Source organism: Cupriavidus sp. MPR-AND1C (assembly GCF_058809705.1).
Window position 1 is genome coordinate 25,757 of record NZ_JBXASU010000035.1, and the last position, 26,134, is coordinate 51,890.

Sequence of the window (26,134 nt, forward strand, 5' to 3'; positions counted from 1 at the left end):
ATCAAACCTAGAACCAGCCCGCGCGCAACCGTGCCGACGGGCCAACAGGAGACAGCACCATGATCATCTACGGAACCGCCTTGCTGGCGCTCTGCCACCTCATCGGCTTGTTCCTTGGGGAACTGCTTGGCATGGCGATCGGCGTCAAGGCCAATGTGGGCGGCGTCGGCATTGCCATGCTGCTGCTGATCTCGATACGGCTCTTGCTGCACGGGCGCGGCCTCCTGCCCAAGGAGACCGAAGCGGGCGTTGGCTTCTGGGGCGCGATGTACATCCCGGTGGTGGTGGCGATGGCGGCGCAGCAGAACGTGGTCGCCGCGTTGCGCGGCGGGCCGGTAGCCTTGATCGCGGCAGTCGGCGCGGTGCTGGTCTCGGCCTGCTGCATCGCGGTGCTCAGCCGCACCGGCGACCACGCGCCATTGCCGCCGCTGCCCTCGCCGGAAGCCACCCCCAGCCACGCATCGCGCTAAGGACACTGCCATGCCGCATTCCATTTCGCACATCATCGAGAACATCCTGCTGCAAAACGCCCTGGTCACCGCGTTTGCCGCGGTTGGCATCATCATGTGGCTGTCGTCAAGGCTCTCGCGCTGGCTGACCGTCGGTCGCGTCCACGCCTCCGCCATTGCCATCGTGATCGGCCTGCTGCTGGCCTACTATGGCGGCATCGTCACCGGCAAGGAAAAAGGCCTGGCCGACCTCTCGCTGTTCTCCGGCATCGGCCTGATGGGCGGCGCCATGCTGCGCGACTTCGCCATCGTCGCCACCGCCTTCGAGGTGCAGGTGACCGAGGCGCGCAAGGCCGGGCTGGTCGGCGCGGTGTCGCTGCTGCTCGGCACCATCCTGCCGTTTATCGTGGGTGCTGCCGTGGCGCGCGCCTTCGGCTACAGCGACGCGGTCAGCATGACCACCATCGGCGCGGGCGCGGTGACGTATATCGTGGGACCGGTCACCGGCGCGGCGCTGGGCGCCAGCTCCGACGTGATCGCGCTGAGTATTGCCACCGGGCTGATCAAGGCCATCATCGTGATGGTCGGCACGCCCATGGCGGCAGGCTTCCTCGGGCTGAACAACCCGCGCGCCGCGATGGTGTTCGGTGGGTTGGCGGGTACCGTCAGCGGTGTTTCCGCCGGGCTGGCCGCGACGGACCGCAGGCTGGTGCCGTATGGTGCGCTGGTGGCTACGTTCCACACCGGCCTGGGGTGCCTGCTGGGGCCGTCGTTGTTGTTTTTGGCGACCAAGGCGGTGGTGGGCTAGGCGGTGTCCTGAGAGGAGAGGCGCTCGTTGCAGCGGTTGACAAGCTCGTTTGCCGGATTTCCGATTTGCCCGCTGCAGCGACTGCGTCGATGTGCCCCCAGATTAGGATCTCGTCGTGCTGCGCAATTGGGAGTGCTCACGGATGGTTGTCCCCCGGCTTGATGGGGATGAGACTTCTCGCGTCTTCCGCACTTAGCCATCCCATCCCCGCGCGGCACTGAATTTCGATCCGCCTCGGTGGGAGGCTCTCTTGACGCCCAATTGCGCACCGTTCCCACCTCTGCGCACGGAACAGCGTCGGTAAGTCGTCAGCCTCGGAACTGGCAAGCACGGATACGTCCTTCTTCAGTATCACCAGCGTAGGGAAATCGCTGCTGCGCTGTACTTCGCGGATACTGTGCAGGTATTCGTTCTCGACCTGGAGCTTGTGGACATAGCTTGTCGCCGATGCGCCGCCAACTAACAGCGCAAGTACGACGAGCCGGAGGAGCCAGTTGGTCCAATGGGAAGCAGGGCTCCGAAACCAGAAAATGCCGGCAAGCAGGAAGAGGACTGCTGCGCCAAGCGACCAGGACGCAGTTTGCACAAGTCGCTGCCCTGAACAATCTTCTCCGCAAATCGGGATAAATCGAGCGAGCGGCAAAGACGCCAAGAACCCAATGACTGTCCCGATGGTACTTAACAAGACAACGGAGGTCACGCGTCTCACTTGATCTCCCAAAACAGTATTTCGCTGGCGTTGCCCAGATCAGAGTAAAAGGGCGTGGCATTGACGCCTACCGCAAAGCGCAGGAAGTTGGTTACTGCGCCCCGACCACTGCTTGACGTCATCCTGGAGCCATTCCAGAGGTCAATATGACCGCCAGTTGCGTTGGACTGGCCTGAGCGCCTCCAATAGTCTCTGAATGCAACGATGCCAGTACGACCCTTGATTCTCCTCTGCCATTCAGCACCGGTGATATTTTCCGGTACACCAATGCCGGCGAACGGCTTTAGCCGAAGCCAGTCCGACATTTCCGAAGCAAGGACTGCTGTCCGCCTGCCTTCCAGGCGAATCTGCCCTTTGCCGCGGAAGGACTTCATTTCGATGCCCATCTTGTGAAGGGTCACGCTTAGGCGTATCGCGCATTGATTCTCGAAGCCCGGAGGTACTTCCCCCGTTTTGGCATCAACATACGGCGTTCCATTCGGAAAGGCTGCCCACAACTCAGCAAAGGTAACAACTTTTACCTGCGCCTTCAACTCGGAGTTTCTTGTCGTATTGGTTGTGACTCTCGTTTCCTTGTTAGGCATCTACGTCTCCGATGTGCATCGCAAGAGCCTCGTCTCCCCAATAAACGATGTAACTATTGCCTGTTGGCGTAGCGACACGTGGCAGGTGTCCAGATTCATTCGTGTAGCCAAACAGACTACGTCCGTCAGTCGTCTCGATAAAGTACGGATAGTCGGCCACCGCCTTGTCCTGATTTTGCGCGACCACCATCTCATCGAGTTGCTCGCTTTGACCGGCGGATTCCTCGCTCCCCCAAGCTGTGCTCGCCGGTGACCTGCCTGGTCCGGATGCCGCCTGCGCGGTGAAACGCATTGAGTGCGACCTGGTCGACGCGATGAGCCGTGGTGGCGTTGGGCATTTGCAAATGCATAAGTCACCGTCCAGGTTGGCCTGCCGTCCGTCCGGGCCCGTCCATGGCCGATATGGCGGCATGCACTTGGTATGGCCCATTGAGTTGCAAACCGGGCACCAGACGGGATCGCCCTCAAAGGCGACGGGTAGAGAGGGGCTCCCCATGCATATTGTGGGTGTGCCACCCTCCACCCTGCCTCCAGTCGTGGTCACGTCGCCGTGTCGAACAAAGTACCGTATCAGGATGATCACTCTCTCAGCCTCTCGGTGCGTTTTTCAAAGAATGGCTTGCGCGCTCCCATGGCTTCTCCATTTTTGATTCAAATACGTGCACCAATTGGTGCCGCTGTGGCAGCGTAACGCAGTAAGCGAGTGGAAAGGTCTGCATTTGCATGCGGAAATTTCCACTTTCCGCCATGTCATTTCCGGATACGTGCCTGACGCCCACATTGGGTTTGCTAGAAGGGCTTGGCCGAGGATTCGGTGCAACTGCGGCTCTTCGTCAGGTGTGCGTGGCAAAGTGCAGAGAGGCTATTGCATAAACGTGCCCACGGGTTCGCACTGAGTGCGAGTGCAGAACCCGTTCGAATGGCTGTCAGGTGGAAGCGCCTGTGCGGCGCCCTATGGGACGCCGGAGGTGTCACCAACACGTACCCCACAAGCGTTGGCGCTGATGTCGTTGTCGGAAATTACTTAGCTCGGCACCCGCATCGCCAGCCGGCAAACCGCCGCCAGCGCCAGCAAGTTCGGATCCCGCTCGCGCCGCCGCAAGAAGCTCAGGCCAATGGTCTGGCGCAGCCGGTACTGCGAGGACAGCGGAACCAGCGTCACCTTGTGCGCAAACACGTCGCGCACGCGCCCGGGCAGCAGCGCGTAGCCCACGCCGCCGCTGACCAGGTTCATCAGCGAGAAGATGTCGCCGACCTTCATCACCACATTGGGGGTGAAGTCGGCGATGCGAAAGGCGTCCATGAAGCCCTGGTAGGTGATGAAGCCTTCGCTGAGCGTGACGAAGGGCTCGTCCCGGCATTGCCGCAGGTCGATGGAGGCTTGCCGCGCATAAGGCGAATCCGCCGGTGCGGCGAAGTAGATTTCGTCTTCGAACAGCGCAATGGATTCGATCTCGGGGTCCGGCTCGGGCATGGCCATCAGCGCGGCGTCGATGGCGCCTTGCTTGAGCTTGAAGAGCAGGTCGGCGTTGGAGCCGAGCACCAGTTCGGCCTGTAGTTCGGGCCGCCTGACCTTGATGCCGATCACCACGTCGGGCACCGTGCGGATGGTCAGCGAATAGAGCGAGCCGATCTTCATGTGATCGGCCGAATACCCGGCGGCCTGGCGCGTGGCGCGGATGCCGTCGGCCATGGCCTTGATGACATCGGTGGCCACATCCGCCAGCACGTGCGCGGCTTCGGTCGGCAGCAGGTTGCGCCCTTCGTGGCGGAACAGCGCGCAGCGCATGCCTTCCTCCAGCGAGTGCAGTGCGCGGTGCACGCTGACCGTGCTCACATCCAGCGCCTCGGCGGCCTTGGCGAGGTTGCCGGTCTCCATATAGGCGAGCAGGACTTCGAGCTTGCGCAGGGTGATTTCTTCGTTGATCCGGTTTCGCATGGGAGGGGCGGCGTTCGTGCGTGCGGTGGCGGTGACCGGAGCATGATAACCAGATTCGATGCCGGATGGCTCGGGGGCGCTCTTCAGTCCAGGTTCAGGTTCGAGGCGCGGATGGTTTCCCCCCAACGTCTTTGCTCGCTGGCGACGAACATGGCGAAACTCGCCTGCGGCTGTCCACCGGCCAGTCCCCCCATCTCCCTGAACCTGGCCGCCACCTCGGGATCGCGCATGACGCTCGCCAGGCTGGCCTGGAGCTTGGCGACCACCGCCGGCGGCGTGCGCGCCGCGGCGAATATGCCCAGCCAGCCCATCACCACGAAATCGTTCACGCCCGCCTGCGCCATGGTTGGCACGTCCGGCAGGCCGGGCAGGCGCTCGGCGCTGGTGAGCGCCAGTGCGCGCAGCTTGCCCGCGCGGACGTGCGGCAGCGCCTGCGTCAGGTTGTCGAACATGAAGGTGATTTCCCCGGACAGCAGCGCGGTGGTGGCCGGGGTCGAGCCACGGTAGGGCACGTGGATGACCTCGGTTGCGGTACGCATGCGGAACAGCTCGGCGGTGAGGTGCGTGGTCTGCCCGATGCCGGCGGAGCCATAGGAGAGCTGGCCGGGTTGTTTCTTCAGTTCCGCGCGCAGGTCGGCCACGGTCTTGATGGGCGATTGCGCGTTGACCACCAGCACGTTGGGAAACGAGATCATGTCGGTGATCGGCACGAAGTCCTGAGGCCGGTAGCTCAGGTGCTTGTAGGCACTGTAGTTGATGGCGTGGGAGCCGGTGTTGCCGACCAGCAAGGTGTAGCCATCCTCCGGTGCGCGCAGCAGGGCCTGCGTGCCGATGATGCCGCCGCTGCCGGGGCGGTTGTCGACGATGACCGGCTGGCCCAGCATGGCGCTGAGCTTTTGCGCCACCAGCCGGGTCGGGATGTCGGCGGTGCCGCCCGGCGCGCCCGGCACGATGATCGTGACAGGGCGTTCGGGCCATGCCGGCTTGGCCAGGGCCGTGCCGGCGGCTGGCAGTATCGCGGCCGCATACAGGGTAAGAGTGGCCGCGCGCAGGGCGACGGCGGAAAACCTGCCGAACAGCTGGATGCGCATAGGGGTGTCTCCTCCGGTAGGCATGATTGCCCACCTGCGAGCGTGGCGGCCGGCAGTCCGGCTCGAAGGTGATGGCGGGGATGCGGCAACGGCCGCCGCATCCCCGTTGCGACGGCTGTGCCTTTAGCGCGGCGCCATGCGGATCGCGCCGTCGAGCCGGATGGTCTCCCCGTTGAGCATGGCGTTCTCCAGGATATGCAGCGCTGTCGAGGCGAATTCATCCGGCATGCCGAGCCTTGCCGGATGCGGCACCGAGGCGCCCAGCGAGGCGCGCACGTTTTCCGGCAGGCGTGCCAGCAGGGGTGTATCGAACAGCCCCGGGGCAATGGTGCACACGCGGATCATGCGCTGGGCCAGGTCGCGCGCCGCTACCAGCGTCATGCCGACGATGCCGGCCTTGGCGGACGCATAGGGGATCTGCCCGATCTGCCCTTCATAGGCCGCCACCGACGCCGTCAGCACGCACGCGCCGCGCTCGCCGTCGACCAGCTCGTTGCGGGCCATGCGCGCGGCGGCCAGGCGCAGCGTGTTGAAGGTGCCGACGAGATTGATGCGCACGATCGATTCGTATTTTTCCAGCGAGCCGGGCTGGCCGTCCTTCTCCACCAGGCGCACCGGGCCGCCCACGCCAGCGCAATGGATCAGCGCGCGCATGGTGCCGAGCGTGTCGGCCGTGTCGAACACGCGGGTCATCTGTGCGGTGTCGCAGACATCGGCCTGGACAAAGCGGGCGAGCGCGCCGAGCTCTTGCACGGCGGCCGCACCGTTCTCTTCGGACAGGTCGGCGATCACCACTGCGACGCCGCGTTCAGCGAGGCGGCGCGCGCAGGCGAGGCCCAGCCCGGAGGCGCCCCCGGTGACGACGGCGGACAGGTTGGCAAGCTTCATCTGGTATCTCCTCGTTCTCGTTCTGGATATGGGTGCGTGCCGGCTCAGAGCCGTTCGATGATGGTGGCGTTGGCCATGCCACCGGCTTCGCACATCGATTGCAGGCCGTAGCGCCCGCCGCTGTCTTCCAGCGCGTGCAGCATGGTGGTCATCAGCCGCGCGCCCGAAGCGCCCAGCGGGTGGCCGAGCGCGATCGCGCCGCCACGCGGGTTCAGGCGTGCCGGGTCGGCGCCCAGCGCGCGCTGCCACGCGAGCGGCACGCAGGCAAAGGCCTCGTTGATCTCGTAGTGTGCAATCGCATCGAGCGCAAGGCCGCTCTTCGCCAGTGCGCGCCTGCTCGATGGGATCGGCGCGGTCAGCATGGTCAGAGGGCTGTCGCCGCAGGCATCGAAGGCGACGAAGCGCGCGCGGGCGTTCAGGCCCAGGCGGGAGGCGGCGCGCTCGCTCATCAGCAAGATGGCGGCGGCGCCGTCGCTGATCTGCGAGGCATTGCCGGCGGTCACATGCCAGCCGATCTGCGGGAAGCGCTGGCCGAGCGACTCGTCGCGGAAGGACGGCGCCAGCGTGGCCAGGCGTTCGGCGGTGGTGGCGGGGCGGATGGTCTCATCGTGCGCGACGAGACCCGCGGCGGTACGGATCGGCAGGATCTCGCGGTGGAAGGCGCCGGCCTCGCGCGCCTGGTGCGCGCGCTGGTGCGATTGCGCGGCGTACTGATCGAGATCGCCGCGTGACAGTTCCCACTGCGCCGCGACCAGCTCCGCCGCGACCCCTTGCGACACCAGCCCGGGCGCATAGCGCGCCTCGAACGACGGGCCGTACGGATTCTGCCCGATGCGCCCCGAGCCCATCGGCACGCGGCTCATGGATTCGATGCCGCAGGCAATCACGATGTCGTAGGCCCCCGCCATGATGCCTTGCGCGGCAAAGTGCACGGCCTGCTGGCTGGAGCCGCATTTGCGGTCGATGGTGGTGGAGGGCACATGCTCCGGGAATCCCGCCGCCAGCCAGGCCACGCGGCCGGGCGTGGCGGATTGCTCACCCACCTGGCTCACGCATCCGGTGATGACGTCTTCCACCAGCCCGGGGTCCAGCTGGTTGCGCTCGACCAGCCCCGCCAGCACCTGCGCCAGCAGCTCCGTGGGATGGAGTTCGGTGAAGGCCGAGCCGGGCTTGGCGCGGCCCATGGGCGAACGGATGGCGTCGACGATGACGGCTTGCTGCATGGCGGGTCTCCAATGACTCTTGATGGAAATGGGAACGACGATGGATCAGCTGCCGGTGAACTCGGGCTTGCGCTTGTCCAGGAAGGCCGACACCGCCTCGCGGTGATCCGAGGTCTGGTGCGACAGCGCCTGGAAGCCGGCCGACAACTCCAGCAGCGTATCCAGCCGGGTATGCAAGGCCTCGCGCAGCAGGCGCTTGGCCAAACGCACCGCATGCGGCGGATTGGCGGCAATGCGTTCGGCCAGGTCATTGGCAGTGGGTAGCAGCTGGTCCGGCGGCACCACGCGCGAGACCAGGTTCCACTCCAGTGCCTGGCGCGCATCGATGACCTGTCCGGTGAAGGTCAGCTCGGCGGCGCGCGCAAGGCCGATCACGCGCGGCAGCAGCCAGGCGCCGCCATCGCCCGGAATGATCCCCAGCTTGACGAAGCTCTCGGCAAACTGCGCCTGCTCGGATGCAATGCGCATGTCGCACATGCAGGCCAGGTCCAGGCCCGCACCCATGGCCGCGCCGTTGACGGCGGCGATCACCGGCACCTCCAGGTTGAACAGCGCCAGCGGCAGGCGCTGGATGCCCAGGCGATAGTCCTGGCGAATCTCCATGCCGGGGACCTGGCCCGAAGCCTGGCGTTCCATGTCGCGGATATTGCCACCTGAGGAGAACGCGGTGCCGGCGCCGGTGATGATCACCGCGCGCACGCTGGCGTCGCGGTGGATGCGGTCGATGGCCGCCAGGAAGTCGGCCACGGCGGTGTTGCCGGTGAGGGGGTTGCGCCGCTGCGGCTCGTTCATGGTCAGGGTCACGATGTGGCCCTGCTGCTCGTAGCGCAGGAAGCTTGTCATGCTGGTCTCCGGTCGTTGTTGTTGTCGTCGTCGCCTTGGCTCGGGACGGCCGGCGCGGCGCCGCCGACAATCGCTTGTCCAAAAGGCTAAGGGACCGTGCCCTCGGGTGTCCAATATTCATTTCGGCGATGCCGATATCCCGCATATATCGGCGCCAGCGCTGTTTGGCGTCGCCGCGAGCCTGGATGCGCAAGGCAGGTTCAACTGGCGATGCGACTTTCATGTGCTTCCCGCATCGCCCTGCATCGGCTCGTATCAACGGGGATTGCTTTGTAGTGTGATAATTTGCATCCTAACTATATGGCTGCTATCATTCCGTCCATGTCTTCCATCGACGCCCTCCGTTTCGCCTTTACCGGCCAGCTCATGCTGGCCGGGCGCCAGTGGCGCCACATTTCGCAGGGCGCCGTCACCGCCTACGGGATTTCCGCCGCCGCAGCGGGGCCCTTGCTGTTTATCCGCCGCCTTGGCGGCGGCGTGCGCCAGGTCACCCTGGCCGACTATGTCGGGCTGGAAGGGGCATCGCTGGTCCGTCTGGTTGACCAGCTCTCCGCCGCCGGCCTTGTGCGCCGGGAAGTGGATGCGAACGATCGGCGGGCCAACGCGCTCTGGCTCACCGACGCCGGCGAGGCGCTCGCCGAAAAAATCGAGGTCGAGCTCAAGCAGCTCCGCGCCAGCGTCTTCGCTGGCGTCAGCGAGCAGGACTTCGAGGGCGCCATGCGCGTGCTCAACGCGCTCGCCCAAGCGGCCGAGTCCGCGCCCACCACTGCTTTCGGGTCGTAAGAACATGGTCAGCTGGCCCACCGGACGGGACTGGATCTTCTCCCTCAAAGCCTTTGCAGCGGCCATGCTGGCGCTGTTCATCGCTCTGTACCTCGGCTTGCCGCGCCCGTACTGGGCCATGGCCTCCGTGTATATCGTGGCACATCCGCTCACCGGCGCGACGCGCTCCAAGGCGCTGTATCGCGTGCTTGGCACGCTGCTTGGCGCGGCAGCGTCCGTCGCCATCGTGCCGCCGCTGGTCAATGCGCCAGTGCTGCTGATGGCAGCGGTGGCGTTATGGACCGGCATCCTGCTCTATGTCGCGCTGCTGCACCGCACGCCGCGCAGCTATGTGTTCATGCTGGCTGCCTATACGCTGCCGATGGTGGCTTTACCCTCGGTGAGCGATCCCTCGGGCGTGTTCGACATCGCCGTGGCGCGGGCCGAGGAAATCTGCCTGGGCATCGTGTGCGCGAGCATCGTCGGCTCGACCATCTTCCCCGCCAAGGTGGCCACGGTGCTCGGCCAGAAATCCGCCCAGTGGCTGGCGGACGCCGCGCTATGGGCCACCGATATGCTCTCGGCGCATCCGGCCGCGAAGGTGTCGCGCCATCACAGCCGCCATCGCCTGGCCGCCGACATCCTCGCGCTCGACCAGTTGATCAGCCATCTCTCCTACGACGCCGAAAGTGCCGCGCGCGTGAAGCACGCGCAGGAGTTGCGTGGCCGCATGACCATGCTGCTGCCCGTGCTGTCGTCGCTGGCTAGCGTGGTGGACGCCTTGCACCAGCACGCTGCGGGCATTCCGCAACGCCTGTCGCACAACATGGCGCTGGTGTCGGCATGGATCAGCGCGGGCGCGCAGGCGCCGCTGCCGGCGTTGCAGCTTTCCCAGGACGCGCCGATCGACGACGCCGGCCTGGAGCCGGGCAGTGCCGGGCCAGACTGGCACGCGGCGCTCGCCGCCACGGCCGAAGGCCGTCTGCGCGAGCTGATGGAGTTGTGGCAGGACTGCGTATCGCTGCAGCGCCGTATCGGCGAGGCCGCACCGCAGGGCGACTGGGCGCCGGTGTTCCGGCGCTGGGGCGTGGGCGCTGCGCGCCACTACGATCACGGCATGCTGCTGTTCTCCACCGCCACGACCGCGCTGGCGATCTTCAGCATGGGCATGGTGTGGATCTGGACAGGCTGGGCGGATGGCGCGGGCGCGGTCGCGCTGGGCGCGGTATCGTGCTGCTTCTTTGCCGCGATGGACGAGCCGGCGCCCATGATCCGCTCGTTCTTCCGCTGGAACGTGGTCTGCCTGGTGCTCGCCACCATCTACCTGTTCGTGGTTCTGCCGAACGCGCACGATTTCGAGATGCTGGTACTGATGTTCGCGGTGCCCTACCTGATCATCGGCGTGATGATGGCGCAGCCCAGGCTCGCGCTGATCGCCATGCCGCTGGCCGTGGTCACGGCCAACGATATCGGTATCCAGGGCGCCTACAACGCCGACTTCAACGCCTTCTTCAACGGCAACGTGGCCGGCATCGCGGGCATTCTGTTCGCGCTGGTGTGGACCCTGGTGGCCCGCCCCTTCGGCACCAGGGCCGCGGTGCGCAGGCTGGTGCGCGCCAGCTGGGGCGATATCGCCCGCAACGCCACCGGGCGCGAGCCGGGCGAACACGCGCATCTGCGTGCCCGCATGCTGGACCGCCTGGCGCAACTGGTGCCGCGGCTGGCGGCCAGCGAGGATGAAACCACCGGCGACGGCTTTACCGAAGTGCGCGTGGAGCTCAGCACGCTGGCGCTGCAGCGCGAACTGTCCGCGTTGGCGCCGGAGCACCAGCACTCGGTACGGCGTGTGCTGCAGGGCGTTGCCAGCTACTACCAGGCGCGCCTGGACGCCCGTGCCGAGGCGCCGCCGCAAGTGCTGCGCGACCGGCTGGCCAAGGCGATCCGCAAGGTCGCCTCGCGCGCCGACCAGGCTTCGCGCGAGGCCTTTGCCGCGCTGGTGGAAATGCATGTCGCGCTGTTTTCGGCGGCACCGGTGGCGATGAGCGCGGCCGGTGCCTTGCCCGCGGGCCAGGCGGCAGACCCAATGAGCAAGCAAGCGAGCAACAAGCAATGAGCGGTGAAGTCGACGTCTATGGTGTGTTTGTCCCGAGCCTGCTGGCGTGGATGCTGGTGGCGTTCCTGATCACCGCCTGCGCGCGTGCCGTGCTGGCGCATGTGGGTTTTTATCGGCTGGTCTGGCACCGGTCCCTGTTCAATCTGGCGTTATATGTGATCGTCCTGGGTGGCATCGTCTACCTGGCCTATCGGCTGCAGTCATGAAACTGAATCTTCGTACGCTTGGACCCATCGTCCTTACCCTTGTCGTCACCGCGGTCGCGGTCGTTGTCGTCAAGCACCTGTGGGATTACTACACGGTGGCGCCATGGACCCGCGACGGCCATATCCGCGCGGACGTGGTGCAGATCGCGCCGGACGTGTCCGGGCTGGTGACCAAGGTCCTCGTCAAGGACAACCAGCGCGTGCAGCGCGGACAGCCGTTGTTCGAGATCGACCGCGACCGCTTCGCGCTGGCCTTGCAGCAGGCGCAGGCCACGGTGGCGGCGCAAAGCGCCATGCTCGCGCAGGCGCGCCGTGAAGCCCGCCGCAGCCAGACCCTGTCCGAGGTCGTCTCCAAGGAAGTGGTGGAAGAAGGCTTGGCCAAGGTCCAGCAAGGCGAAGCCGCACTGGCGCAGGCACAGGCCGCGGTCAACCTCGCCAAGCTCAACCTGGAGCGCACCAGCGTGCTGAGCCCGGTCGACGGCTACCTGAACGACCGGCTGCCGCGCCTGGGCGACTACGTCAACACCGGCCGCCCGGTGCTGTCGATGGTGGATGCGAATTCCTTCCACGTGGAAGGCTACTTCGAAGAAACCAAGCTGCACGGCATCCATATCGGCAATCCGGTGGACATCCGCATCATGGGCGAATCCCGCGTGCTGCATGGCCACGTGCAGAGCATTGCCGCCGGCATCGAGGACCGCGACCGCACCAACGGCTCCAACCTGCTGCCGAATGTGAATCCGACGTTCAACTGGGTCCGCCTCGCGCAACGCATCCCGGTGCGCATCGCGCTGGACGAACCGCCCGCCGACTTGCGCATGGTCGCAGGCCGTACCGCCACCGTGTCGGTGCGCGAGCCCTCGGCCCGGGACAAGGCGCAGGCCGGGCCGGAAGGCCAGAAGGAGCAGAAGGACCAGAAGGACAAGCTCGCGCTGGCCGCCAAGGGAGCCGCCAGCCAGGGAGGCGCGCAGTGAACACGTTGCGCAAAGCCCTGCTGCCGGCGCTGGTGCCGCTGCTGCTTGCTGCCTGCACCACGGTCGGGCCCGACTACCATGTGCCGGACAACGCCGCCGTGAAGGCGCAAGCGGCCAACGGCCCGCTGCTCGGCACGAACAACCCCGCCGTATCGATTGCCGAGGTGCCCGATGGCTGGTGGCGCCTGTACGACGATCCGAAGCTCGACCAGCTGGTGCAGCAGGCGCTTGTCGCCAATACCGATCTGCGCGTGGCCGCGGCCAACCTGAAGCGCGCCATCGCGGTCTACCACGAGGTGGAGGCGGAGAACCTGCCGGAAGCCAGGCTCTCCGCCGGCGCGGAGCGCGGGCAGATCGCCGGCGAGCCGCTGCTCAAGGAAGAGAAGATCCCGGTGATGAACTTTGGCGATGTCGGCTTCAAGGTTTCCTACCTGATCGACTTCTTCGGCAAGCTGGCGCGCGCGGATGAAGCGGCGCTGGCCGGCGCGCAAGCCAGCCAGGCGGCACTCGACCAGGCCCGTGTCGGCGTGGTGGCCGAGACCGTGCGCGCTTACGTGCAGGGCTGCGCTGCCACGCATGAACTGACTGTGGCCGAGCATCAGCTGGCGTTGCAGCGCCGCGGCGTCGAGCTGGCCCGCAAGATGGTCGATGCCGGGCGCGGGCAGCCGGTGGACCTGCTGCGCGCACAGGCGCAGGCCGACGTGCTGCGCGCGGCCTTGCCGCGCTTCAAGGCCGAGCAAGAGGGCGCGGCCTACCGGCTGGCGGTGATGCTGGGCAAGCCGCCCAGCGCCACCTCGCAGGCGGAGTACGCCTGCCACGAAGAACCCAGGCTGCGCCAGGCGCTGCCCGTGGGCGACGGCGCCGCACTGCTCAAGCGCCGCCCCGACGTGCGCCAGGCCGAGCGTGAACTCGCCTCGGCCACGGCCAAGATCGGTGTTGCCACGGCGGATCTGTACCCGTCCATCCGCATCGGCGCCTCCGCCGGCTTCACCGGCATCCTAGACCACCTCGGCCAGGCACCGACCGCGCACTGGGGCTATGGCCCGCTGATCACCTGGAACATCCCGACCAGCGGCACGCGCGCCCGCGTCCACGGCACCGAAGCCGGTGCCGAAGCGGCGCTCGCCCACTTCGACGGCGTGGTGCTCAAGGCGCTGCGCGAAACGCAGTCAGCGCTGAGCAGCTACACGCGGGAGCTGGAGCGCACCCAGGCGCTGCGCGATGCCCGCGACAAGGCCAACGAAGTCGCGCGGCAGAACCGCCAGCTATACCAGGCCGGCCGCTCGCCGTACCTGTCCAGCCTGGATGCCGACCGCACGCTGGCCAGCACCGAAGCGTCACTGGCGGCGTCGGAAAGCCAGGTCGCGCTGGACCAGATCAATCTCTTCCTTGCGCTGGGCGGCGGATGGCAAAATGCGCCCAAGGTCGAGTCGCGCACGATGAGCGAGCAGGCGCACTGAACGTGCACCGGACGCGCGCTCGGCTGTCATCATGGTTAAAGCCATGCAAGCTGGCTTGCATGGCGGAAAGGAGCACAAGCAGCATGTCCAACTTCTCTGGTTTTTCCGGGATTTCCGGTTTCTCTTATCCCTCCCTCCGGCAAGCGCTGTCCGTCGCGGTCGCCACGCTGGGCATCGTGGCATCGGGCGCCGCGATGGCGCAGGAGCAGACCCTGCGCGTGGGCACCGTCAGCGGCCCGGACGCGCAAGTCTGGCAGGTCGTGCAGAAGGTCGCCAAGCGCGAAGGGCTCAACATCAAGGTCGTCGAGTTCAACGACTATGTGCAGCCCAACGCCGCGCTCGACGCGGGCGACCTCGACGCCAACAGCTTCCAGCATCAGCCTTACCTGGACAGCCAGGTGAAGCAGCGCGGCTACAAGATGGTCAGCGCGGGCTACACGTATATCTCTCCGCTGGGCATCTACTCGCAGAAGCTGAAGTCGCCCAAGGACCTGCCGCAAGGCGCCAAGGTCGCCGTGCCCAACGATCCCTCCAACGAGAACCGCGCGCTGCTCCTGCTGGCCGCGCAAGGCGTGATCAAGCTCAAGCGTGGCGTTGGTGCCAACGGCGTCAACGCCACGCCGCTGGATGTGAGCGACAACCCGAAGAAGCTGAAGCTCGTCGAGCTCGACGCCGCGCAGCTGGCGCGCTCGCTGCCCGACGTGGCCGCGGCGGTGATCAACACCAACTACGCGCTTGCCGCTGGCCTGCAGCCCACCCGCAACGCCATCGCGCTGGAAGACATCCACAGCCCGTACGCCAACATCATCGCCGTGCGCACCCAGGACAAGGACAAGCCGTGGGTGAAGAAACTGGTTGCCGCTTACCAGTCGGAAGAGGTACGGCAGTTCATGAAGAACGAGTTCAAGGGGGCAATGGTGCCGTCGTTCTGATCGGGCAGGTGGCCGTGGACATTGCGCCGTCCCGGTTGCGCAGGCCTGGCAGACAAGCCCTTTCGGATCGCAAGGTCCGAAGGGGCTTTTTGTTTGTGGCCGGCCGCTATTCCCGTGGCATGAACGTGATGTTGACGCCGGGGGGCGCCACGCCGTTCTCGTCGCGCGGCAGCGGGTCGGATCGCTCCACCGCGCGCAGCACGGCGTTGTCCCAGCCGGCATTGCCGCTGGACTTGGCCAGCCGCACCGACAGCAGCGAGCCATCCGGCGCCATGCGCACCGCGACCACCGCGGCCGGGTTGCCAGCGATCTCTTCGGTAAAGATGATGTTCGGCTTCACGCGGCGCCGCACGCGGTCCGCGTAGCCGGGCGAGGCGTTGCCGCCAGCACCGGCGCCGGTGCCCGCGCGGTTGCCTGCGCCACCTGTGGTGGGCGCGCTGTTGGCCATGGCCTGCAGGCGTGCCAGTTCGCTCTGGCGCTGCTGCTTCAAGGCCGCCTGGCGCTCCGCCTCCCGCGCATTGCGCTCGCGCTGGTCGGCCTGCCTGGCTTGCTCGGCCGCCTGCTTGCGCTTTTGAGCCTGCAGGGCGATGTCGGCGTTGTCGTCCGGCTCCGGCTTCAAGACAGGCTGCGGTTCCACGGGTGTCGGCTGGACCACCGGCTGGGGCTGCGCAATCTCGGGCACGGTGTCCCACAACTCCGCCTCCACGCCGGCCGGCGTGCGGCTCTGCCAATGCACCCCGTAGTAAAGCATCAAGCCCAGCAGCAGATGCATGAACAGAGCCAGCAGGAAACACTTCAGCGTTCCTCGCTCCTGCACCTGTTGATACGGATGGGCAATGGTCATCATGACGTGCGGCAGGCCACGGACGGGCGATGCATAGTCAGTGCTGTGTCATTCCAGAATCACTCTCACATCTCAGTGAAAGGAGCCGGTGCGGTGCTTTGTGCACGACCCCGCGCATGGCATCCACTGCATGCAGCTTAGGTCGGCATCGTCGCGGCAGGCAAGCGGGATTCTCTGCGGCGGGATGCCCTGAAGGTGGAGCGTGGATCTGGCGAGAAACAGAAGCCCCAAAAGCAAAACCCCTCCCGATCTTGCGATCGGGAGGGATTTTTGTTGTAGCCCGTTTCCAGGCTTCAACGAATATGGTGGCGAATCAGGGATTCAGCGAATTTCTCGAAACCCTATGTAAATCAAAGGGTTACGAAATCCATATGCCGCACTTTGTACCCGGTATTTGTACCACGGCTGGTGCCCCGGGCGCAAGCCTATGGAGACCGAGCACAGACGGGTAATGACCAGGTCGCCCTCGGCGCACAGTAGGCTTCCATCGAATTTGACGACAAGAACGGTCCACTATTCGGGAACACCACAGCTCATTTGCGAGTCAGTCCAGGACACCGAGTGCCTCGACGTTGATGTCTTCATCAAGAGCAGGGCAGGCACTATTCGACGTTTTGTCGAAAGCATAAAACACATATCCTTGCAGCCGAATAAAGCTCGCTTTGGAATGACCTCCCAAACAGGCTGGGTCGACAGCTACAAGCATCGAGTGCATCGGAGACGTCGATGAATTAAATTTTGGCGCACGTTCTTTTCAAGCGGTGAAATGGGCGCACCATGGTTCCCGGGCGCGACGCATGAAGAATACTTCCACCATCGATGTGCCTGTAGACGGTACGACCGGCATACCAAGTCCGATAACGTTTGTGCATCGACCATGCACCCTAGGAGGCACTATGACTACAAGGACGTCAAGCTATATCTACAAAGCAAGGTCAAAACCGGAAAGCGGAACCGTGTACTTCTCTGACAGGCAGGAAGACGAGAAGGGCTTGGCGTTGCACTGACATATCATAGAAAACCCTGGTTTGGCGAAGAGATGTACTTTAGCAACGAGGAAGTCACCATGCGCAACTCGTCAAAATGGGTTATCAGTCCAAAACTCAGCAGGAACATGCCGATATGGAACAACCCTTGGTTCCGGCTGGAAAAATTCAGAACCGGAGCCGCTATAAGCTGGCGGTAACGCGTTCGATTCAGCAACAAGCACATTAACACGCCCAGCACAGCCCCTCCCAGCACGTCCGTCGGATAATGTAGCCCAACATAAACACGCGTCACGCTGATAAACAGGAAGGCATACGCCAGCGCAAAGATGCCAATTCGCCAGGACGCCACCAGGACGCCGGTCGCCACAGCGCACCACAACATCGCATGGTCGCTCGGGAAGGCGCTCCAGGTTCGCAACTCTTGTTCCGATGAAGCGAGAAAGTGCAACCCCAGTTCAGGGTTGGCAACGGGGCGGATGCGGAATGGTAGCCAGTGCGCCAGGAACCGGCCCAGCGCCAACGCGCAAAGGCCGGCGACGAGTGTCGCGATGACGATTTCCCGGTCGCGCTGCTTAGTCGGGCCATCGCGGAACCAGACCCACCACAGCAGTGTAATCATTGGCAAGCCGCGCAGAATATAGAAATGCGTCGTTGCCAACGCGGCACGGTCCATGAAGCCAGAGCGGAAAGCGAACTGGTTCAGGAAATGAATAATGGTGCTATCAAATGAATTCATCTCGCTCTCCCCGCTCGCAAAAATGCAATCGCGAATCACTTTGATAAGTCTAGGGCGGGGCACGCCTTGCATGTGTGCGGAACAACACGCTTCGGTTCGTTGGTCCAGACCCAATACCAGAACATTGATGTGCGGCGGTTCGAGCGCAAGGACTTGCCACGGGCCGGGATGGCTTACGGCTGGTACCATCATCAGGGGGAGCCCGGTGTACCCGAGGTAACGGAATGGTTGTGGCAGGAATGTGTAAGCACTACCGCCTCGCCGAGGTGGCACAGCTAGCGGAAGAAGTCTAGTAATGCACATACAGGGAAGATGAAACGTGGCGCTTGTAATCTACCTCGACTTCGACGGTGTGCTGCACCCGGAAGCGGTATTCCGCACGAGCAAGGGACCTTGGCTGCAAACTCCAGGCCACAAGCTTTTCGAGAACGAAGCAATCCTGGAAGCAGCACTGGAGCCTTACCCCGATGTTCGCATCGTACTGTCCACGGCTTGGCTGCTTTGGCGCGGCGGGTACAGCTATGCGAAGAAGCAGCTGTCGCCCGCGTTGCAGCAGCGCGTTATAGGCGCTACTTACCACCAGCGGCACACCCGACGGGATGAGTACACCGAAACATTCCGTGGCGTTCAGATTTGGCAGGACGTGCAGCGGCGCTGCCCTGATGCGTGGCTAGCGCTCGACGACGACGGCGAACATTGGCCCGCGTGGTGCAGGGAAAAACTTGTTCTCACGCACCCGGTCTTAGGTATCGCTGAGCCCTCGGTTCTGGCGGAGTTGGAGCAGAAGCTGCGCGCAATGTGTAGCCGCTAAGGAGCCCACTTAGCCCAGCAATTCTACGACGCGCTTGAATACCCACGAGACCTCATCTTGGGAGAAGTCCCATTTCCCGCCTTGAACTTTCTTGTCTACGCCACTGCGTGTTCGGGCAAGGTTGAACTCCCGCGACCACGAGGGATTCTCACGCTCCTTACGCAGGCAATAATCCCGGAGCTGCTGTGCGAGGTCTTCGCATATCTCCCAACGTTCTTGGCGTTCCTCATCGGATGCAGCTGGCCGCACGTACCGGACTCCGGCTAGCACTACCGCAACCTTGGACTGAACACCCGCCAGTGCGCTCACAAGCTTTGCGCGTGGGAAATCTGCGGGTACTGGAATTTGTTCGCTGTCGTGTGGCATGAAAAGGCGAGCGCTGCATCAGCCCAGTGGGAATAACTGCAACTGATTCTACGCTGTATGTGCGCGCGTCCCAAATGAAAGAGAATCTCCAGTTGGCCATTGGAGATTCTTGTAGCGTTCGTAGCTTGCGAAGCGCGATTAGATTTATGAGAACGTCTTTACCGGGGGTTGAACTTGCACCGAGGCAGGCACACGCTGGGCCGCTTTGTCTTCGCCAGCGCTCTCGCCGCTGACGGTCTTTTTGATTGCGCCGCGTTGTGCGGCCGTCAGCCCTTCGTTGAACTTCACGTAATCTTTGTCCTGGTCAAACCACGCCCCGAGGAGCTGTTCGATAAGTTCGCTCCGCTCGCACGTTTCGCAGTACGTCGCGAGGTAGTACTCGCGGTAGGTCTCAATCGCAATGCGGGTCGATTCTTTGAAGCTGAGGCTCACGCGTGCGGCGGGGTCGACGACAGTAAATTTTCTGAGAGTTGCCATGATTGTTAACCTTTCGGTTTCGTTGTAGGTACTGCGTATAGCACCTTCAAAAACACCGGGTATGACCACGTTGCGGGCTGTGCCCGCTGGCAGCGCTTATCGAGTGCCGAAGCCCAACACTCTCAAAACAAACCCCGGGGTCCCTCTCTGTACGCGGCCTGGACCGCAAGGCTTCGGGAGCGGGACATTCCTGCAACCGCGGTACTCGCAGCCAGATGTCATCATCCACATCCTGCAGGTTGAACTCCAGGGCCGGTATCCCTACCTTCTGGCCGAGCCGACCAAGTTCAATCGCGTCCTGCCAGCCGGCCTCATAGTCCAATTCCACTACGGTCACGCCTTCTGTCTACAGAAGCCTTAGCGCCTCCCATTTGGTGCCAGCTCGAGCTGTCGCCATTTCGTTCTCCCCACTCACATCCTCGGCGCCCATGGGCCATGCCCTGCATCCGCACAATATTGTAATCGCCGGCGGAGCATTGAACCCGATACGCCTCTCCGGAGATTGATTTCCACGGGTACTGCGGGATGCGGGGGGCGCGCAATGGCGAACAACAAGAGAGGTTTACAAGGTCTCCACTTCCGGGGCGAGCGTCATTCAGCTAGCGGGACACCCGGGAGGAACTCCACGCCAGTTCGTTTTACGAGTTCGCGGTACAGGATGGGGCGTCCAGCGCGCGCCGAGTCTGAATTTTCAATCCAATGCGCCCAGGCTCGATGGGTCGCCGTGTCGTACACGAGCTTGAAGAGGTATTGTGGCACCCATACTTGGTCTGGGCCGATGGCGGCGGGCGGCGTGGACCTGAACACCGGGCCGGTGATGACATACGCATCCCCCTTGGCGCGCCGAACGTATTTTCGCGTTGCCTTCTCGATGCCAGCCCAACTCTTTCGGTTGTTCTGCGGGGCCTGGGGCACAACGTTGGCAAGGGAGAAGTTCTGCGCCATAGCCGTGGCATTGGGCATATCGCCCGCCGGCGCCATGTGTAATACCCGGTGGAAAACTATACTCAAAGTGAGGGGAAGCTTCCCGCTGATAGTGAGTGCAGTGCGCGAGCGGGCATTGCAATCTGTGTGCAGCGGGGCGGCGGTTTGGTCGCTCATACGACGCGGTCAGGGGAAAGGAACTGCTGGAGCTTCTGTCGGCGAGCGCAGGATCGACTGAATAGCGGTGACAAAGGCTGGCGGGAAAAGCTTATCGCCATGGTCGTTCTCGATGCTGCCATCCTCACCGACGCGCAGCCCTTGTTGAGCCAGTCTAGAGCGATCAATGCCTTTGCCGAGCGCTGCTTTCAGTCTAGGAGGAAGCGCACCCTCGGCCACGATGGACACTGGTAGCGATGGCGGGGATTCTGCTGCAGGCGAAGGCATTAGCGAGGCTCCGACCCGCAGTGCCTTGAATGCGGTATGAAGATTGTCGTTGACGACCTTGAGCCGCTTTGCTTCATCGAGAGCAACTCGGATGGTCGCCCGGATGCTTGGATCTGTTACCAAGTCCAGCGCCTGCTCTACGTTGGATTTCGTCTTGGCCACGTACCGAGTCGCGCCGCTGAGGGCGTTCGCATAAGACGAAATGATCTCCCGGTAGTGGGAGCCCTGTGCGTTGCGGAGGCTTTGGGTCTTCGGGCCACCAATTTTTGCGAGACGGCGTCCTACCTCTGCGAGGGAATAGTCGCGGCTTTCCTCATCCTGAATGGCGTTGAGCACTTCCCACAACTTATCGAGGTTCTCAACCTTTGATTGCTTAGTTGCCGCGTTCCGGTGCGCATGATAGAGCCGTCGGGCGTCCTTAAGGATATCGGGAACGGCAGTAGCTTGCGGCTTGGTCATGCTTGCTCCAAAATGTAATGCGCGAACTCTAATGCCCTGGGTTGAAGGTGCTCCAGCTGGGCGATAAAGGCCTTGTCCAGCCCCACTGCCTGCAGGGTCGTGCGTCCGTCCACCAATGCGTGTACTGTGTTGGCCTCCAGCCTGGCGTAAAGGAACTGGCCCATTGCATTTGCCGCTTGCAGGGCGTGCCCGTCATCAAGCAGAGAGAACTGCGGCGCGTAGCCAGAATTGCGAAGCATCCGGTCAAATAGGCGTGCGCGTTCAAGGTTTGGCTGCTGCCAACTTATGTTGAGCCCGTCGAACAGTGTCGCGCTCATGCATATGCGGTTGAGCTGCTCAAATTCGTGGCCCTCGGATAGCACGGCCTCGACCTGCCCGGTGCCGCCCGCGGCGACCAGTGCTAAGCCGTCACCTTTGTTCTGGCTGGCAATGCGAATGCACTGTTCGGTGAGCGCATAGGCGGCTTGCAAGCTCAGCGCAATGGCGTCCACCTCGGCAGTCGACGACTCGAAAGCTGTTTCGGCAATCTCTAGTTCGCGCTGCCGGTGAAAGGCCACTCCATCTCCCAAGGACGCGGCATGGGCGTCCGCTAAGGCGTCGAATCGTCCTTGGGCTTTCTCGAACGTGTAGGAGGCCTTCTTGAGCCGGTAGGACAAGTCGTTGACATGGGCCTCTAGTCCGAAAAGGAACGCTGGACCTGTGATAAAGAATCTGCAGCGAGTGCAGTTGGTGGCGCCGCCGGGTACGGCCTGATATCGGGTGACACCGGTCGCCGGGTCCGTTGCCGCGAGCCCTTCGTGGCAACGCTTGGCGGAGACAGCGCAGATGCCATGATCCATCACTAGCATACCTACCCCTGTTCCACTGACCGCTGCGTCTAGGGCCGCAGGATGTCGGACGGCCACTGCTTGCTCTAGTTCGTGTCGGCTAGCTCGCCTGATGAACCCCGCCATTTCCACCTGGGACTTGCGTTGCCGCTCGAGTAGAGCCTCATCCATCCGCAAGCTCAGGGTCTCGGCACTGAGCTTCGTGTAGTAGAGGGTCATCAGAACCGTGGCGTGGCCGACGATCTTCATCAGATATTCTGGGGGAATTCCTTCCTCGTACATGGCAGTGATGATCGACACCCGCAGGCTATGAAGATCGAACGTGGCAGATGCCGGCTGCCCAGTGTCGTCCCGGGTTAGCACCAGCTTGATTGGATCGCCATTGCTCAACGTCTCGCCTGCCTGGGTTAGCCGCCGTTCCATCTCATCCATGAGCTTTAGCCACAGATTACGAATCCGCACGTCGGTCACCGGCAGGTCGGGGCGCGTCCTGTTGGCAGGGTCACGAAAGAGGAAGAAGTTCGCTCCCATCTTTGCTAGGTCGTCGGCGTGCTTTACCTTTTTTAACTCCACGATGTCGGACCATGCGGTAGGCGCCCGGAGCGGGTTGTACTTCTCCTGCCAGTTCCGCAGCTTCACCAACAATTGCAAGGCGTCTTTCTTCTCCCAAGGCATGACATAGCCCTTGACTACGCTTTCGATGTCGGCAGTCTTGTTGGTATTGAAGTAGAACACAGCGCCGTTGCTGCCATCCTTGCGCTTGTAGCGACGAAACACTCCACGATCGACAAGCTTACTGCCGGTCGCTGGACGATGGTTACCCAGGTTCACTTCCCATTGGCCGTCGCCCTCGTAGCGGTAGGTATCTCCTTCGCCGCCATCGAGCATGCGGACTTGATATGTCCGTGCGGGCAGTAGAAGCTTAATCAGTATGGCGTAAGCTCGGACAGGACTCCACACGGTTTCGAAGGCCCCTGTCTCGGGGTTTAGCCAGCGGAAGACATCCTTGATGCGCCCCGCCTCTCTTGCCCAGGCGAAGTCGTTTTCAGTCAGTATGTGAGCCGCCAGGCTAATAAGCCTGGTTGGCATGGCTTCCCGATGGGTTTCGCCCTGGTTCACGTTCCTGTAGCTGGGCCTGGGAAGCGGGTTGGCGAAGCCCGGCATCAGAATGGGTATTTCATTGTCATCCGGTTGTACGCACACCTTGAAGAGCACTTCGTTCAGGAAATCGTGGAGGACCGACATGGTTTGCCGACCTTTATTTCCCGGGGCGTGAAACAAGGCAGTTGGGCGTCGGCGGATGTCGAAGTATTCAGCCGGATTGCGCGGCAACGCTGGATGTTCGAGGTAATGTTGCAGAAAACTGTTCAGAGAAGATTTACGTTTGCGGAAGTTTGCCGGGGTGCTTTCCAAATGCTCGATGGCCAGCCGCGCCCATTCGCTCATTGCCGCGTCTTTCGAGACGAGCCAGGCGAAGTTGTCATCTCGTGCCAAATGACCCATCTTGACCTTGAAGAAGCCGAAATCCTCCGGCGACCATCCTATGGCCCGATCGTAGTGTTCCTCGCGGAGGACACTAAGAACGCCCTGAATGCCGGTGGACCTCATTTTGCGCAGGCGGGAGCGCTCCTCGGTCAGATAGAACGTGCTGGGCGTTAGGTCGCCGATTTCAGCTATCCCGGCTCGCGCAAGAATGTGGTCTAGGATAAAGCGGAAGTTTGCGGCGTCATCCGTGCTCCCGCGGTTGAGGTATGCACCGATCCGCGACAAGTAGGACAGCGGCTGCTCGGTGAAGCCGGGATTGCTCAGCTTCAAGAACGGATTGACGAAGGGGACTTGCTGCTTTACAGGCCAAGCCACCGCACCACAGGACCAAAGCTGCAACAGCAGCTCTACCAAGAAGGGTTGGTGGCTTGCTACGGAAGTTGTATCGCGCTTTGCTTCGAACTCGGTGATCAGAATAGTCTGCAGTGCTTCTGCAATGTTTTCGCGGCTGCGGCATTCAGTCAAGTCCATAACCACTTTACGCAATCCTGGTGTCGGCCTAGCTTCAGGACGCGCCGCATCGAATTTGGCCAGCCACTCTTCCCCCATCTCCGCTACCTTCTCGCACGCGCCGTCCGGCGAGACAAGATACTGGTCCGGGGCATCATTGACATAGATGGTGCGCCCGGTTAGCTCGCTCACAATGGCGGTGTATCGATCGAGCTGGCAAATGAAGTTCATGCGGTTTCCGTGAAGTGAGGCAGGGAGGTAATAGATAAGTTTCCGATCGCGGCGGCCACGCCAGCGACACCACTTTGCCGATAGACGTCCTGGCTTTTTGCGTTTACATGGTGCATGGCCACTTGACCTTCCTTGTCGCCCAGTCCAAGGTCGTTCAGCCATTGGCCGTATCGATGACGTAGCCCATGGGTGGAGGTGCCTGCCCACTTGGCTGGCGTCAGGCCAATACGGCGCACTGCCACCTTAAAGGAGTCAGCGAATCCCTCAACGCCGAGAGGCTGACCTTCTTTGGTTAGAAAGGCCCAGGGTACCAGCGGGACCACAGGCCTGACATGTTGGATGTACACGCGCCACAGCGTTAAGAAGAGCCGACCGGCGTTCTTGTCAATCCATAACACCTGGAATGCCTTGCGCTCACGATGCGTCAAAAGGCATCCCTTCCATCCGGCATGCCGACGACCTGTTTCCGCAGTAAGCGGCTTCCGACCACCGCAGAAGCGCTGCAGGAAGTCAGCTCGGGTTGTCCTCCGGCGTACGCGGGTCATCGGATCCGTGTACTCCGCCAAGCCGTCGCTAGGCTCGTGCACCAGCACCAACGCCAGTTCGGTGTCGTCGGGGTCGACGAAGACATCGTCCACCCATAGATGGAGTGGCTCAGAAGCCCGACACCCGCCGTAAGCGCAGAGTAGCGTTATGAGGATGTCGCGCAGCTTGTACTTCATCCAAATGCGAGGATCCAGTTCATTCCCAGGATTTGCAAAGCCTCGCCAGAGTAGATCTTCAAGGTGCTCTGCGGGAAATGCCTTGACCTCTTGAAGCAGAGCATTCCGGTTCCTCGGAAGCCGCAGTTTCCGGCTGGTATGGGCGTCTGCTTCGGCCTGTGAGCGCCCCTTGGTGTGAGCCAAGAGAGAGCCCACCCTCTGCCTATTCCATTTGCGCCAGAAGACCAACTGCTCTGCTGGTGAAGCCCGGTGGTGAATCGGATTCAGCAGCGTGGTGCCGAGGCGAGTGTTCAGCCAGTCGCTAAAATGGAGCAGAGCCCGAGTCAGCCGTGCCAGATTCTGCTGACTGGTTGGCCGCCAGTGAAGGCCATAGAGGTCCTTTCCTTCCCGGTATGTTCCGAATCGCAGGTCGTGGGTGAAAGCGGTGAACAGAAGGCTGCGCTTTGAGGTATCGTTGAACTCGATAGCGCGCACGGAAAGCCATTCGATAAACCGCCCAGTAGCCTGTGCATAGGTGCGTTCCGCTGAGAGGGAGACACATTTCTCTCTAAAGAACTCTAGCAACTGCTCGAACGGAGCGGTGCCTACGATTAGAAGTATGGTCGGAGTGTCAGCACGGATCCTGTCCCGCACGAGGACCGTATCGGTGTAGATCATCGCGCTGTTATGAGCGACAAATCGTACCCGCGACCGGCAGCCCATTCGGCAAACGAAGGTTCCGAGCCGTACACGCGTTGCTCTTGGCGAACGATGAGATCCAACAAACTGCGGGCATCTGCTATGCCGGCAAAGAGCACAATCAGGGCAGACGGCCACGCTACGGTTTTGCGCAATTAGATGGTTGGAAGCTCTTAAGGGGGGGCGAGTATATCGGGTCGAGTATGGATACTCAATGCTTGGCCGCGTGATTACGCGATGAGTATGTTTTTCGCCGGGTATCTGAGGTGGCCACGGTCATAGCCGGAGCCCTTGTAGTCACCGAGCTCAGCTCGTTCCGCTCGCGGCAACCGAGCATCGGCGAAGAACCGATTAGTCCTCTCCTCATCTTGCGCATCTGCAACTTGCTCTGCAGTTAGCCGCTCGGCCACATAGATTGGCGTTTTCATCGTGCCAGAATGCAAGACCGCGAACGCCTCAAAACAAAGAGCGCGTGGCTTCAAATCTCGGGCATTGCGAACCTGAGGGATTGCCCCTTACGCAAAAAACTGAGGGCAGCGTTCAAAGTCCGTTGCCGCGTGAGCGGTGGCGGAGATGCCAAGAAAAAAGGGCGGCAGATGCGACCAACCGTAAAGCGAGATGCATTGATTCTTTCCTATGACTGTCTACCT

Annotated in this window: 22 protein-coding genes and 4 pseudogenes; 9 read left to right on the top strand and 17 right to left on the bottom strand. The window is 62.7% G+C overall.

Features of this window, described 5'->3' with window-relative positions:
- Window positions 1-59 precede the first annotated feature (59 nt).
- Both madL and madM read left to right on the top strand, forming a co-directional pair.
- Window positions 60-470, top strand: a complete 411-nt coding sequence (madL, locus tag AC1RWI_RS19475) for a malonate transporter subunit MadL (protein ID WP_043343848.1) — start codon at window positions 60-62, stop codon at window positions 468-470.
- Between the two features lie 10 nt (window positions 471-480).
- Entirely contained in the window at window positions 481-1,257 is a 777-nt protein-coding gene (gene madM / locus AC1RWI_RS19480) for a malonate transporter subunit MadM (protein ID WP_043343851.1), read from the top strand.
- Between the two features lie 705 nt (window positions 1,258-1,962).
- Here madM and AC1RWI_RS19485 read toward each other — a convergent pair.
- The 8 genes and pseudogenes from AC1RWI_RS19485 to AC1RWI_RS19520 all read right to left on the bottom strand — a co-directional run bounded on the left by AC1RWI_RS19485 (window position 1,963) and on the right by AC1RWI_RS19520 (window position 8,534).
- Window positions 1,963-2,550 (bottom strand): type VI secretion system amidase effector protein Tae4, encoded by a 588-nt coding sequence (locus tag AC1RWI_RS19485; protein WP_043343858.1) that lies wholly within the window; start codon window positions 2,548-2,550, stop codon window positions 1,963-1,965.
- Entirely contained in the window at window positions 2,543-2,842 is a 300-nt protein-coding gene (locus tag AC1RWI_RS19490) for a hypothetical protein (RefSeq protein ID WP_492868159.1), read from the bottom strand. The genes AC1RWI_RS19485 and AC1RWI_RS19490 overlap by 8 nt, the downstream gene beginning before the upstream one ends.
- A 51-nt stretch (window positions 2,843-2,893) precedes the next feature.
- A pseudogene (locus AC1RWI_RS19495) lies at window positions 2,894-3,133 on the bottom strand (PAAR domain-containing protein); the annotation flags it as partial.
- A 441-nt stretch (window positions 3,134-3,574) separates the two neighbouring features.
- Window positions 3,575-4,489, bottom strand: coding sequence for a LysR family transcriptional regulator (locus tag AC1RWI_RS19500; protein WP_043343861.1), 915 nt, complete (start codon window positions 4,487-4,489; stop codon window positions 3,575-3,577).
- A gap of 83 nt (window positions 4,490-4,572) precedes the next feature.
- Complete coding sequence (locus AC1RWI_RS19505; RefSeq protein WP_492868093.1) at window positions 4,573-5,580, bottom strand: Bug family tripartite tricarboxylate transporter substrate binding protein; 1,008 nt, start codon at window positions 5,578-5,580, stop codon at window positions 4,573-4,575.
- Window positions 5,581-5,703: 123 nt separating this feature from the next.
- Window positions 5,704-6,468, bottom strand: a complete 765-nt coding sequence (locus AC1RWI_RS19510) for an SDR family NAD(P)-dependent oxidoreductase (RefSeq protein ID WP_043343863.1) — start codon at window positions 6,466-6,468, stop codon at window positions 5,704-5,706.
- 44 nt (window positions 6,469-6,512) lie between these two features.
- Entirely contained in the window at window positions 6,513-7,691 is a 1,179-nt protein-coding gene (locus tag AC1RWI_RS19515; RefSeq protein ID WP_043343866.1) for a thiolase family protein, read from the bottom strand.
- Window positions 7,692-7,736: 45 nt separating this feature from the next.
- Entirely contained in the window at window positions 7,737-8,534 is a 798-nt protein-coding gene (locus AC1RWI_RS19520; RefSeq protein ID WP_492868096.1) for a crotonase/enoyl-CoA hydratase family protein, read from the bottom strand.
- A gap of 321 nt (window positions 8,535-8,855) precedes the next feature.
- Here AC1RWI_RS19520 and AC1RWI_RS19525 point away from each other — a divergent pair, with 321 nt between their 5' ends.
- The 6 genes from AC1RWI_RS19525 (at window position 8,856) to AC1RWI_RS19550 (ending at window position 14,981) form a co-directional block, all read left to right on the top strand.
- Window positions 8,856-9,317, top strand: coding sequence for a MarR family winged helix-turn-helix transcriptional regulator (locus AC1RWI_RS19525; protein ID WP_043351256.1), 462 nt, complete (start codon window positions 8,856-8,858; stop codon window positions 9,315-9,317).
- A 4-nt stretch (window positions 9,318-9,321) separates the two neighbouring features.
- A complete protein-coding gene (locus tag AC1RWI_RS19530) occupies window positions 9,322-11,409 on the top strand; it encodes an FUSC family protein (RefSeq protein ID WP_052494419.1) in 2,088 nt (695 codons plus the stop codon).
- Window positions 11,406-11,615, top strand: a complete 210-nt coding sequence (locus AC1RWI_RS19535; RefSeq protein WP_043343871.1) for a DUF1656 domain-containing protein — start codon at window positions 11,406-11,408, stop codon at window positions 11,613-11,615. The genes AC1RWI_RS19530 and AC1RWI_RS19535 overlap by 4 nt, the downstream gene beginning before the upstream one ends.
- Entirely contained in the window at window positions 11,612-12,589 is a 978-nt protein-coding gene (locus tag AC1RWI_RS19540) for an efflux RND transporter periplasmic adaptor subunit (protein ID WP_492868099.1), read from the top strand. Before AC1RWI_RS19535 ends, AC1RWI_RS19540 begins: the two co-directional genes overlap by 4 nt.
- Window positions 12,586-14,049: an efflux transporter outer membrane subunit gene (locus tag AC1RWI_RS19545; protein ID WP_492868101.1), complete on the top strand. Its 1,464-nt coding sequence runs from the start codon at window positions 12,586-12,588 to the stop codon at window positions 14,047-14,049. The genes AC1RWI_RS19540 and AC1RWI_RS19545 overlap by 4 nt, the downstream gene beginning before the upstream one ends.
- An 83-nt stretch (window positions 14,050-14,132) precedes the next feature.
- On the top strand, window positions 14,133-14,981 hold the full coding sequence (locus tag AC1RWI_RS19550; protein WP_052494420.1) for a MetQ/NlpA family ABC transporter substrate-binding protein: 849 nt from the start codon (window positions 14,133-14,135) through the stop codon (window positions 14,979-14,981).
- Between the two features lie 106 nt (window positions 14,982-15,087).
- Here the strand turns inward: AC1RWI_RS19550 and tolA are convergent, their stop codons facing one another.
- Window positions 15,088-15,828 carry a cell envelope integrity protein TolA gene (tolA, locus tag AC1RWI_RS19555; RefSeq protein ID WP_492868103.1) on the bottom strand — a complete coding sequence of 247 codons (741 nt, stop codon included), beginning with the start codon at window positions 15,826-15,828 and terminating at the stop codon, window positions 15,088-15,090.
- Window positions 15,829-16,836: 1,008 nt separating this feature from the next.
- Entirely contained in the window at window positions 16,837-17,550 is a 714-nt protein-coding gene (locus AC1RWI_RS19560; protein WP_492868105.1) for a phosphatase PAP2 family protein, read from the bottom strand.
- A 319-nt stretch (window positions 17,551-17,869) separates the two neighbouring features.
- Between AC1RWI_RS19560 and AC1RWI_RS19565 the strand changes: the two genes are divergently transcribed.
- The gene (locus tag AC1RWI_RS19565; RefSeq protein WP_492868107.1) at window positions 17,870-18,361 is read left to right on the top strand and encodes an HAD domain-containing protein; all 492 of its coding nucleotides are present in this window, start codon (window positions 17,870-17,872) and stop codon (window positions 18,359-18,361) included.
- Between the two features lie 510 nt (window positions 18,362-18,871).
- On the opposite strand, the gene AC1RWI_RS19570 is transcribed toward AC1RWI_RS19565, so the two are convergent.
- The 7 genes and pseudogenes from AC1RWI_RS19570 to AC1RWI_RS19600 all read right to left on the bottom strand — a co-directional run.
- On the bottom strand, window positions 18,872-19,204 hold the full coding sequence (locus AC1RWI_RS19570; RefSeq protein WP_492868109.1) for a hypothetical protein: 333 nt from the start codon (window positions 19,202-19,204) through the stop codon (window positions 18,872-18,874).
- A 256-nt stretch (window positions 19,205-19,460) separates the two neighbouring features.
- A pseudogene (locus AC1RWI_RS19575) lies at window positions 19,461-19,601 on the bottom strand (PHA-granule associated protein 4); the annotation flags it as partial.
- 194 nt (window positions 19,602-19,795) lie between these two features.
- A pseudogene (locus AC1RWI_RS19580) lies at window positions 19,796-20,188 on the bottom strand (DNA/RNA non-specific endonuclease); the annotation flags it as partial.
- A gap of 126 nt (window positions 20,189-20,314) precedes the next feature.
- The gene (gene gmtX / locus AC1RWI_RS19585; RefSeq protein WP_492868111.1) at window positions 20,315-21,031 is read right to left on the bottom strand and encodes a gamma-mobile-trio protein GmtX; all 717 of its coding nucleotides are present in this window, start codon (window positions 21,029-21,031) and stop codon (window positions 20,315-20,317) included.
- Window positions 21,028-24,084: a gamma-mobile-trio integrase GmtZ gene (gene gmtZ, locus AC1RWI_RS19590; protein ID WP_492868113.1), complete on the bottom strand. Its 3,057-nt coding sequence runs from the start codon at window positions 24,082-24,084 to the stop codon at window positions 21,028-21,030. Before gmtZ ends, gmtX begins: the two co-directional genes overlap by 4 nt.
- Window positions 24,081-25,463, bottom strand: coding sequence for a gamma-mobile-trio recombinase GmtY (gene gmtY / locus AC1RWI_RS19595; RefSeq protein ID WP_492868115.1), 1,383 nt, complete (start codon window positions 25,461-25,463; stop codon window positions 24,081-24,083). The genes gmtZ and gmtY overlap by 4 nt, the downstream gene beginning before the upstream one ends.
- Window positions 25,464-25,747: 284 nt before the next feature.
- Window positions 25,748-26,080 (bottom strand): annotated as a pseudogene (locus tag AC1RWI_RS19600) (DNA/RNA non-specific endonuclease); the annotation flags it as partial.
- Window positions 26,081-26,134 lie beyond the last annotated feature (54 nt).